This window comes from Coxiella-like endosymbiont (genome assembly GCF_002871095.1).
GTDB lineage: Bacteria > Pseudomonadota > Gammaproteobacteria > Coxiellales > Coxiellaceae > Coxiella.
Genome location: NZ_NSHJ01000104.1, coordinates 1 through 10,751, shown reverse-complemented (window position 1 = coordinate 10,751; position 10,751 = coordinate 1). Strand labels below are relative to the sequence as shown.

Genomic DNA, 10,751 nt, shown 5'->3' with positions numbered 1-10,751 from the left:
CTATTAACCCTTATAACCTTTCATAGTCATAGAAGATAATTTTATGGTTAGCTCTCCCTATAATAGAGCTGAATAATTATCTCACAACAAGTAAGTAAAAATACCTGCCACAATAAGAATATTATTACGATATTATCAAAATAAATGCACCAAATAAATTTTATTGCATGTTGTGTAATTTCACCGCCCTTAGATCTTAGACATTAAAGATTAGAATGACATCACAAAACACCTAGGATTAATGCACTAATTAAAGGTATATTAATAATACTTTCCATTACTACATTTATTCACAATTCCAATGGCAAAATCAACTTCAATTCTAGTTAATGTAGACATATCATTGATTTCATCAGAAACCATCAGAAGTTTTTCTATCTCTTATTGTAATTCTTTCACGGTTTTTACTTGATCTGTTCTAAAAGTACTCTTCATCAACAATTCTTGAAGCGCTCACTGCTTGTAATACACAGTATTCACCGTAATTAGATTTTTTCCTCCACTAAGGATGATCATTTTTAATCCTATTTATCCTAGATCTGGTGAGTACTTTTTGAGTATCTAATTTAATTGAATAGAGCAATACCTAGAAGAAGAGCATTTTCAATTACAAACTAAATAATAAATAAGCGTTTAATTTTTATTGAATATCTAGTGACTATAATTACTTATATTATTTAGATCCACATTTTCATTTTTTTATGAATTTTAAATGATTTCATAATAATTAACCTATCTGGTAATTTGAGGTTTAAGATCGTGACCGAAAGAGCTTCAAATTCATTCACCTAAAGTAGAAATAAATAGTAGAAATAAATTTTGTTTTTAGTATCTTCCACAATCGCCTCTCTTAAAGGATGGACTGAACTTTTCCCAACACTACCTGCTTGCTAGTTTTAATAATTTTTTTCATTAATCTTATGTAATGCTTTAATATTTGTTAATATGAGCTTTCGGGGGGGGTGATCGTTTCAGTTATGATCTACAAAGAAAATTTTTGTTCATTAAAAAGCTATTTGTAGCAGTGTTTGTCTCTTACAAATAAAAGCAGCTCTTTTAAAGATTTTTCCACTTTCTTACAATAACAGAAATTGGCATTTCCAGAACCTAATAGCATGGAGATAAGTAAATAACCAAGGATAAGTAATAACCAAGACAGACACTCCACTTATCACAGTATTTAAATAATAGAGAAATCGTGCGACACACTGTTTCATAGCTAAAATTAAACAACCTATTATTCTTCAAATAGCAATAATAATTATATTAAACAGGAAGATACCTGAAAATCTTAATTAAAATAAATCAAATCTTAGACTGAAAATTTTATACTTGACGGGAACCCCCCCAGCAAAGAAACTATTTGAGGAGAGAATCAAATCTTTTCCTACATGAGTAACTCAATAAATAAAGCTACCTATAACAATATTGATTATTTTTTATAGCACTGCATCATTTTTTTGTTATTGGCATCGATTCACCTATCAGCATCAATTTATCAATTTAGGAACTCTCTTCAATAATTTTTTTATTTATAGGAACTTTTTTAGCTTTCATAATCTCTAAACCTTCATACAATACCCAACTACAATGATATAATTAAAGAATAGAGAAATTAGATAGTCAAATATAATAAAATAACACACAACACATTGATGAATGTGTGCTTCATTTATGGATAAGAAGGAGAATTGCTAAAATTCATTAACAGCTCATGGAAATCCTACAATAGCTGCATCAAAGCTCTCTTGATTAAATTTGGCAAAATAATTTTGAGATTTTCGTCACAGTATCTGAATCTCTCCTGCATTGATACTAAAATATCCCTCCTATCCTTGTCTCTTAACTACCTCAATTAATTTTTTCAGATCAAAACTCTTTGCAATTTTTTCTTGTTTTATAGGAAAATTGAATCATAACAGATCTTATAGCAAGGAGGTTTTTAAAAAACGTTTTAACTAACTATAAACTACTTACTTAACTAGCATCATGCATATTTAATACTCAATTAATATTTAATTCCTTCTCAAACGTAGGAATAATATTTCTTTTAATCTGCCTATCTTGAAACAAAATAACCCACCCCCATTCTGAGCTTTTTGCAACAAATCCCTGACAAATACAATACCCCACAACAGCTACTAATGTTTCATTAGAATAAATTAATGGTATAAGATTACGTTGCCAAACTGGGATATTCCATTCTTGCATCAATTTTTTTAATGAATGAGTTTCTTTTCGTCCTACTGGTTGGCATCGTTCCCCCCCTTTGCGAAAACGCACTGTTACCTCACGCAGATTAAGTGTAGTCTTAATGCCCTTGCCCTTTCGTTTTACTGCTTGAAAGATTCCTAAATTATTGGGAAGGGCTAAAGAGTCTTGAAAGTTCCAAGGAATAATTAAGCTGGTATCATAAACCTTTGAACAACGAGCTGATAAATACAGTTCATTTCTATATCGACGCACTTCTACGTCCCCATAAGTAAAAATAGGATTTGCATCTTCTTTTGCCTCTAATACGTCTTTTCGTATCTGCTCTAATTGCTTAGTTTCAGGTGCAAGTAATCCCTCACGAGCGACCCAACGTCGCAAAATATTTCGCTGTCGCTCAGGTGTAAATTGTAAAAGAGGTTTAATTGCTAATTTCGAACTAGTTTGCATAGCTTGCAAATCATTATCCGCTAACTGATCAAGCAAAATACTTGCTTCAGCACAATGGCTTGCTGACCGTGAAACAATCCCAAAAACCTCTGGCCAACGCCGCTTTAAAATAGGTAATACTTCATGTCGAAGATAATTACGATTAAAGTGCAATTCTAGATTCATATCATCTTCAATCCAATGCAAATTATTTTTTTCAGCATAAAGTTTTAATTCATAGCGATTAAAATTTAATAGTGGACGCAATAAATGTCCGGAACCTAATTTTTTTTTCATTGGCATCGCACTTAATCCTTTAACACCGGAGCCACGCATTAATTGTAATAAAAAAGTTTCTGTTTGATCATTTTGAGTGTGGGCCGTTAAAATATTTTCATCCTGGCGAATAATACTACAAAATATTTCATACCGAGCTTTTCGTGCAACCGCTTCAATACTGTCGCCTGGCTGAATTTTTAATCTCAAATGTTTCACCTGAAAAGGTACTTTTAATCTTTCACAGATATTTTGACAGTGTTTTTCCCAGTGATCAGCTTTTGGATTAAGTCCATGATTAATATGCACTGCCTGAATGTAGAAAAGCGGATTTTTTTTAAGACATTCACTCATTACATGTAACAGGACATGAGAATCCAAGCCCCCGCTATAAGCGATGTAAAAACGGAAACAGCTCGTAAGACCATTTAACACTCTGGAAAGTTTTTCTGGTGTAAGCACGTATTCAATCCTTTCCATAACTTAGCCACCGACGATAACGTTCTTCCAAAAGAGTATCTATAGGTTTGGACTGTAAGGTAGACAAATTTAACTGTAATCGTTTTTTGAGTTTTGCTGCCATAGAATCGATATCACGATGGGCTCCCCCGAGAGGTTCTTTCACTACTTCATCAATTAAACCTAATTCATTGAGTCGTTCTGCAGTTAGCCCTAGTGCTTCGGCAGCTTCAGCTGCTTTTGCAGGACTTTTCCATAAAATAGCAGCACAACCTTCGGGTGAAATTACGGAATAATAGGCATATTGTAACATTAAAGTACGATCTCCTACTCCAATAGCTAACGCGCCTCCGGAACAACCCTCCCCAATTACAGTACAAATAATTTGAGTTTTTAATTGTGACATTTCATAAAGATTTCGGGCAATGGCCTCACTTTGATTACGTTCTTCAGCACCGACCCCAGGATAAGCACCCGGAGTATCAATCAATGTGATAAGTGGAATTGAAAATCGTTCAGAAAGTTTCATTAATCGCAGAGCTTTTCTAAATCCTTCAGGTTTTGCCATACCAAAATTACGAAAGATTTTTTCTTTAGTAGTCCGACCTTTTTCCTGACCAATTACCATGACTGGCTCATTATCTAAACGAGCTAATCCTCCAATAATCCCTCTATCGTCATCGTAATGACGATCACCGTGTAACTCATTAAAATCTGAAAATATCCGCTGAAGATAATCAATAGTATGTGGACGCAAAGGATGACGCGCTAATTGCACAATTTGATGTGCTTTTAAATTAGAAAAGATTTCACGTGTCAATTGAGCATTTTTTTCTTCCAACTTAGCCACTTCTTCGCTAAGATTTAGCTCTTGGGTATTACCCACTCGATAGAGTTCGTCAATTTTTTGCTGAAGCTCTCTAATGGGTTGTTCAAAATCTAAATAATCTAGATTCATAATTAACCTATCATTGAAATAAGTAGAGTTTAATTTAGCAGTTCCAATGTATTTCTGCTAGTGGAGTTAGTGTGTCATTATTTGTTTATAAAGGGTTAATCACCCTCATCATTGCTATCGTTACCTTAACGGCAGGTTTTACATCTTTACATTTTATTCGCCGTTATCAACATTTATTGTCCATCGGTGATGCTTTTGCTGATGGTATCTTTCTAGGAACGGCCGTCTTTCATTTATTACCTAACGCCGTTCGGGGATTATCAAATAAACTCAATACGTTGAGCTCCTATGTGCTAGTTATTGTACTTATGGGATGTGTATCTTTATTTCTATTTATCCTTGAGCATTCAATTATACTACGGAAAAAAGAACTTCACATCATTTCTACCAAGCAAATATGTACAGCGAGTACTTGGATTTTAATAGGAATTTTGTCGATTCATGCTTTTACTGCTGGAGCTGCACTCGGCATTTCCAATTCAACCAAAGTCGTATCAATTTTATTGATCGCTATTCTCGCTCACAAAGGGTTCGAAAGTTTTGCTTTAATGATAGAACTACATCGGGGTATTAAAAAAGAAAATAAAATTAAAGTAATTTTATGGGCTTTTACTTTCGTTACTCCATTTGGAATCATCGTAACTGCGTTTATTGAATCATTTCTTCAAACGCAAACTACCCCCATTATCAATAGTTTATTTAGCACTTTTGCTGCCAGCAACTTTTTTTACATTGGCACTCTTCATGGAGGACATGAGTCTTTTCATCCCCAAGGTAACTTTTTAAAGTTATATCAAAAAATATTTTCCACTTCACTTGGAGTTGTTGCAATGGGTATTTTGGCAATTTGGATCTAGATATAATTATTATGCAGCTTTAATAAAAATTCACTCATTGAAAAGAAAACATTTATCTTGAAAAACGCTCCTCCACCGTATTTCTCAAAATAATTAAAGATTCTGCCGCTATTAAGTTAATTAATTTTTTAAATCATTAATTTAACATTACCATAGTTGCTTTTTTGTAACGAATCTCACCTATGTAAAAAAAGTAACAATAGGTGTGTTTTTTAGGACTCTGACAGTTTATTAAAATAGCTTAAGGAAAATCACACTCAATGATCGAAGATTAAAAATCAATAACGTTATACTAAAAATTCCCATAGTCCACTTCAAAATCTTTACGTGTATAGATAATTATGATATCATGATATACTTGATATCAGTCCACTCGTTAAAAAACGAAGTAACCAAAGCTAAATATTAGTTATAAAAACTAAATATTAGTTATAGAGGATTAAATCATATACTAGTTCCTCTAGGAGAGGATAAAAAATAGTTCTAATAAATTTTTACACCGCTTAATTCGAGTTACAATGCCCTATAAATAGGGGTAAGAGTTTATGCATATACTAAGAGGATCAATCTTTTTTGAAAAGCTTTAATAATCAAATGATTCCTTTAAATAAAATAGATGCACTTTTAATAAAGTTAGAAAATCACCGGTATTTATAAAATCCTAACAGTTTTCTACCCACAATAAGATAAAAATTATAAGAAAAAATTAATTAGATTCAATAAAGCATATCTGCCCTGTAATGCAACAAGAAAAAATGAATAAAGTGAATTTTCAATTGATTAACCTCAATAAGTTTAAAAAATATTGACATACCTGAAACACTTCAAAACACTTTATTTAAAAACTTATTGGTAGAGTAAAGGTTTAGAGATAAAACCGCAAGTATAATTTCACCTTTAAAAAAATAATCAAACAAACTATTCGCAATGAATCTTAATATTCGTTTTTAACGACCCAAAATTTTGAATTCGATATCCCAGGATAAATAACAAGCCTGAGAGCTTATATGGGCTACACTAATTCTTATACAAAAGAAAGAAAATCCAACCAAAAAATCTGTTTAGCTCAGCAAGACCCGCAACTCCCCCCCAAAGGCGCTATCATCAGGTTCCTAAATTTTGAGAACTTAAAAGAGGATATAGTCAGGTAGTTTTCAAATAACTTTACTTGTTAAAAGTATATTCTAATAATGAAGTATATTCTAATAATCAATAACCCATGAAAGCTTTTATCTTGCGAATCAAAGCGATAAACGATCATCAACTGAAAGATACTCACCTAGCTCTTTTACTATACCATCCCTCCACTCGCTATATTATTACCCTTATATGCTTTTTTTGTGATATGTACCATTTTTCTGTCCGCAGATGAGTAGGTTTTTACTTAAGGGAAGGGGATGATGAGGAAAGTACCTAATCATTAACCACCTTACTCAGACAATTATAGGATGCATTATTAAAAATAAGATTATAAAATCAATTCTAAAGAGATTAAGAATTCCCAAAATTCACTTAATAATCTAAAATACTTAAATTATTTTCACAGCACTGAGGAGTTTATTACTTTTAATTTCTCTTTTTTAACTAGTAACAGAAAAAAAAGACTTGAATAATGTTTTATCTGACGCTTTTCAGGCTCATATTTTCTTTTTTGACAAAAAATAATACGGTCAAAAGAATAATATAAGTTTATATATATAAACTTATATTATTAGCTTTTTAATGACCTTTAATTTATCTATTTACGTTAACAATAGATAGAAAACCAATTGCACTGACCGAAATTGAATTATCATGAATGGATAAATGGATAATAGTTATCTAACATAAATTTTTGTTAAATTTAAAGAGGAACTTCTTTAATCGTCGTATTTTTAACTGTACTACTAATAAGGAAATATCATGAATTCTAATGGTTCTTCTTTAACCTTTAGATATTTTTTATTTACTCCAGAAAATCGTGGCTTTTTCTCACAAAATATTTGAGATGAGTTTCTAGAATTTTAGTAAATTTAGATTCTCATCGTTTTTACTACACAAAACAGCATTAATATTTTGAATATTATTTGTAATATTTTATGAAGCTTGGAAATAAATCAAGTGTTTCACTCCTTTTTTATAATTAAAGATTTTATAATTTTTTTTAACAAATGTATTTAGCAAATGTATTAAGTTTCTATTTTAGCAGACCGATGTAAAAGTTCTTGAACAGCTTGTTTGGGATTAAGATTTTCATGAAGAATTCGATAAATTTGCTGGGTGATAGGCATCTCAATGTTATGTTTTTTTGCAAGTAAGCAAACTTGGTTGGTATTATAAAGACCCTCAATTGCCTGACCAATCGCTTGCTCTGCATTTTCCTTACTAACACCTTCCCCCAATGCTAATCCGAACCGACGATTACGTGATTGGTTATCAGTACAAGTAAGAACTAAATCCCCTAATCCAGCTAATCCAATTAAGGTTTCTTGTTGACCACCCAAGGTCTTAACCAAACGGCCCATCTCAGTTAAGCCTCGAGTAATTAAAGCAGAACGGGCATTTGCGCCTAGCTCCAATCCATCGCTGATTCCGGTTGCAATGGCTAAGATATTTTTTACACTTCCACAGATTTCAACTCCTACTAAATCCTTATTTTGATACACTCGAAAATAAGGACTATGTAGTCGTTCAATTAAATCTTGAGAAAAATTTAAATCATTACTTGCCACTGTTATCGCAGTCGGTAATCCAGTGACTACCTCAGTAGCAAGACTTGGCCCCGATAATGCAGCCATAGGTAATTGGCCTAATTCTACTTCGATCACTTCATGCAATAAACGATTACCGGCTGCAAGACCTTTAGTTCCCCAAGCAATACGGCCATGGGAACTAACATAAGGTTTAATCCGTTGAATAAGTTCTTGAAAAGCAAAACTAGGCACAACAATTAATATATCCCTCACTCCTTCGAGACTAGCTTCTAAATCATTATAAACACATAACGACTTCGGAAAGGGATGATCCGGTAAATAACGACGGTTAATTGCTTCAGATTGCATTTCCTGGACATGTTTTTCTTCGTGAGACCATAGTCGAACATTTTGAGCTTTGTGAGACAATAAAATAGCGAGAGCCGTTCCCCAAGAACCAGCACCAAGGATAGTTAGTGGACGATCGATCATATCTAATGCACACAATCCCTATCATTATTATCTTCGGAATGATGATCGTGCTGTTGCTCTAAGAGCAAGTCAAAATTTACTGGTGCCAAATAGAACTGAGGGAATCCTCCACGAACAACCATATCCGTAATTGCTTCACGTGCATAAGGATAAAGGATATTAGGACAAAAGCTTCCTAACATCACTCGCATTTGTCCCTCAGGGAAATTTTTTATAATAAAAATCCCAGCTTGAAAAATTTCAGCTATAAAAATAATTTTTTCTTTCATTTTAACTATAACTTTCACTGTTAAAACTACTTCATGAGTATAGTTTCCCAAATTATTTGCCTTAGTGATTAAATCCAAATCTAATTCCGGATTCCATTCTTCAAAAAATACATGAGGAGTATATGGCGATTCAAATGAGGAATCTTTTACATATAATCGTTGAATTGTAAATTCTGGGCCATTACTTGGCTGATTAACCTGTTGTTTTTTTGTCATCAATTTCCCTTATTTTTCCTTATCTTATTTTGCTTTATCTTAATTGTTATTAGAAAGAAATTAATAACTTATCTAGTTCTTTTTTTCCCTCTAACTTCCATAAGTCATTGAAACCACCAATTCCTCGATCGTTTATAAATATCTGTGGAACACTACGTCGTCCATTGCTTCGCTTGATCATTTCTTCAAATTTCGTAAGTTCTTTATCCACACGGATTTCTATATAATCTACTCCTTTTTGCTTCAGCAAAGCCTTGGCTCTTAAACAATAAGGACAATAATTAGTAATGTAAATTTCTACTTTAATCATAATATCAATTTAATCATAATATCATTTTACTATAGGCATATTAGCATTGGACCATCCTCCTATACCACCAGCGATCATATAAACTTTTTGATAGCCTTTTTTACGCAATTTATTTACAAAATAAGCAGATTTTTGGCCCATTTCACAAATAATAATTAACGGTTGTTGTTTATATGGTTCGAACCCTTTCAAATTTTTATCTAATTCAGTGGCAGGAATATTAACCGCATGAGTGATATGTCCTCTCTCAAAAGTTTTAGGATCACGAATATCAATCACTACAGCCTTTTCATGATTAATTAACTGAACTGCCTGAAAAGGCGTCAAACGATTACCTCCGCCAAGCCCTCTACCTCTACTTTGAGCCTCTAAAATAAATAAAACAATCAAGGCAATTATAAACACTGTAATTAAAAGCCAATGATTAATAAAGAATTGGGGTAACTTTTCCATTAATATAACGCATTCAATAGTAAAATCTTGATAAGTATACTTGATTCACCCAATGGATGTAAGCCAGGTCGCTTTTAGCTTATACTCAAAGTATAAGTATCTATTTAAAGTTCAGGATGAAAATATTAAAGCTAAGGCTTCTTTTTTAGTATTGGGTAAATTTGTAAGTTTTAAGGTTGATAAACCGAGTATTTTATAAAGCTCTATTAAATTAGTTTTTGATAACACTTGTAAGTGACGCTTAATCACTTCTAAGTCACCACGGCTAATAGGTCCCGTTAAAACTCTTTCAGTTGATTGAGCAATATCAAGATTATCTAAAGTATTTTTCATGAGATTTAAAATTATTTTAATTCCATCTTCTCTCATTATTCCAGCATTGTTAAGACAAGATAAAGCACTATCGCATAGGGTCACCAAATAATTTGAAGCGAAAACAGCTGCAGTATGATAAATAACTTTATTTTTCTTATTGATTTGATAAATTGAATAATTCATTTTTTTGAAAAGGTGAGATAATAAATTTAGTGCTTCATGATCGCCTTCAAGAGCACAATAAGTAAGATCATTACTTCTTATATTAGAAGATTTAGAAAAACTTCGCATCGGGTGAGCACTAGCAATATAACATTGTTTTTCTTTTACAGAAATCAATAAATCCGATGAAAGAGAACCACTACAATGAAGCACAATACTACCCGATTTCAAGTTAGGGCTCTTTGCTAATTTTTGACAACAAGATTCTAAAACGTCATCGTAAGTGGTAATAAAAGTAATATCAGCTGGTGGCAATTCTTGGATACTTGCGAAAGCCTTTCCCTGTCCAATAGAGGCTATTGCTTTCTTACTACTTTCTAACGAGCGATTACAAACCCCTTGAATAAGAGCAATATTTCTACCTATGATTTGTTTGGCGATAGTTTTTCCCAACCGCCCCACTCCAATAAAATTTATTTTAATGCTCATAGTATTACTCAGGTAAATTATACAGATTTTTTATTTTAATTAGAGTAGGTAGTTATAGGAAGGTCTAAAATGAAAAATTTGACTAAATTTAAAGATAGCTCAGCTTCAAAAGAGCTCTTTTAATATTTTTATATCTTTAAATTTATAAGGCTTATAAAAGAGAAGTTTACATAAATATAAGAC

8 protein-coding genes are annotated in these 10,751 nt (G+C 32.2%); 1 reads left to right on the top strand and 7 read right to left on the bottom strand.

The genetic code is table 11. The features are described from left to right. Nucleotides 1-2,004: 2,004 nt before the first annotated feature. Nucleotides 2,005-3,396, bottom strand: a complete 1,392-nt coding sequence (tilS, locus tag CLERM_RS02195) for a tRNA lysidine(34) synthetase TilS (RefSeq protein ID WP_236905164.1) — start codon at nucleotides 3,394-3,396, stop codon at nucleotides 2,005-2,007. Then, nucleotides 3,383-4,333: an acetyl-CoA carboxylase carboxyltransferase subunit alpha gene (locus CLERM_RS02190; RefSeq protein WP_102156965.1), complete on the bottom strand. Its 951-nt coding sequence runs from the start codon at nucleotides 4,331-4,333 to the stop codon at nucleotides 3,383-3,385. The genes tilS and CLERM_RS02190 overlap by 14 nt, the downstream gene beginning before the upstream one ends. A 71-nt stretch (nucleotides 4,334-4,404) precedes the next feature. Here CLERM_RS02190 and CLERM_RS02185 point away from each other — a divergent pair, with 71 nt between their 5' ends. Further along, nucleotides 4,405-5,190, top strand: a complete 786-nt coding sequence (locus tag CLERM_RS02185; RefSeq protein ID WP_102156964.1) for a ZIP family metal transporter — start codon at nucleotides 4,405-4,407, stop codon at nucleotides 5,188-5,190. Nucleotides 5,191-7,358: 2,168 nt separating this feature from the next. Here CLERM_RS02185 and CLERM_RS02180 read toward each other — a convergent pair. From CLERM_RS02180 to CLERM_RS02160, 5 genes are all read right to left on the bottom strand, one after another. After that, nucleotides 7,359-8,354, bottom strand: coding sequence for an NAD(P)H-dependent glycerol-3-phosphate dehydrogenase (locus tag CLERM_RS02180; RefSeq protein ID WP_102156963.1), 996 nt, complete (start codon nucleotides 8,352-8,354; stop codon nucleotides 7,359-7,361). 2 nt (nucleotides 8,355-8,356) lie between these two features. Beyond that, complete coding sequence (gene secB, locus CLERM_RS02175; protein ID WP_102156962.1) at nucleotides 8,357-8,842, bottom strand: protein-export chaperone SecB; 486 nt, start codon at nucleotides 8,840-8,842, stop codon at nucleotides 8,357-8,359. A gap of 46 nt (nucleotides 8,843-8,888) precedes the next feature. After that, a complete protein-coding gene (gene grxC / locus CLERM_RS02170; RefSeq protein ID WP_102156961.1) occupies nucleotides 8,889-9,149 on the bottom strand; it encodes a glutaredoxin 3 in 261 nt (86 codons plus the stop codon). Nucleotides 9,150-9,170: 21 nt separating this feature from the next. After that, nucleotides 9,171-9,602 carry a rhodanese-like domain-containing protein gene (locus CLERM_RS02165; protein ID WP_102156960.1) on the bottom strand — a complete coding sequence of 144 codons (432 nt, stop codon included), beginning with the start codon at nucleotides 9,600-9,602 and terminating at the stop codon, nucleotides 9,171-9,173. A gap of 111 nt (nucleotides 9,603-9,713) precedes the next feature. After that, the gene (locus CLERM_RS02160; RefSeq protein WP_102156667.1) at nucleotides 9,714-10,568 is read right to left on the bottom strand and encodes a Rossmann-like and DUF2520 domain-containing protein; all 855 of its coding nucleotides are present in this window, start codon (nucleotides 10,566-10,568) and stop codon (nucleotides 9,714-9,716) included. Between the last annotated feature and the right edge of the window lie 183 nt (nucleotides 10,569-10,751).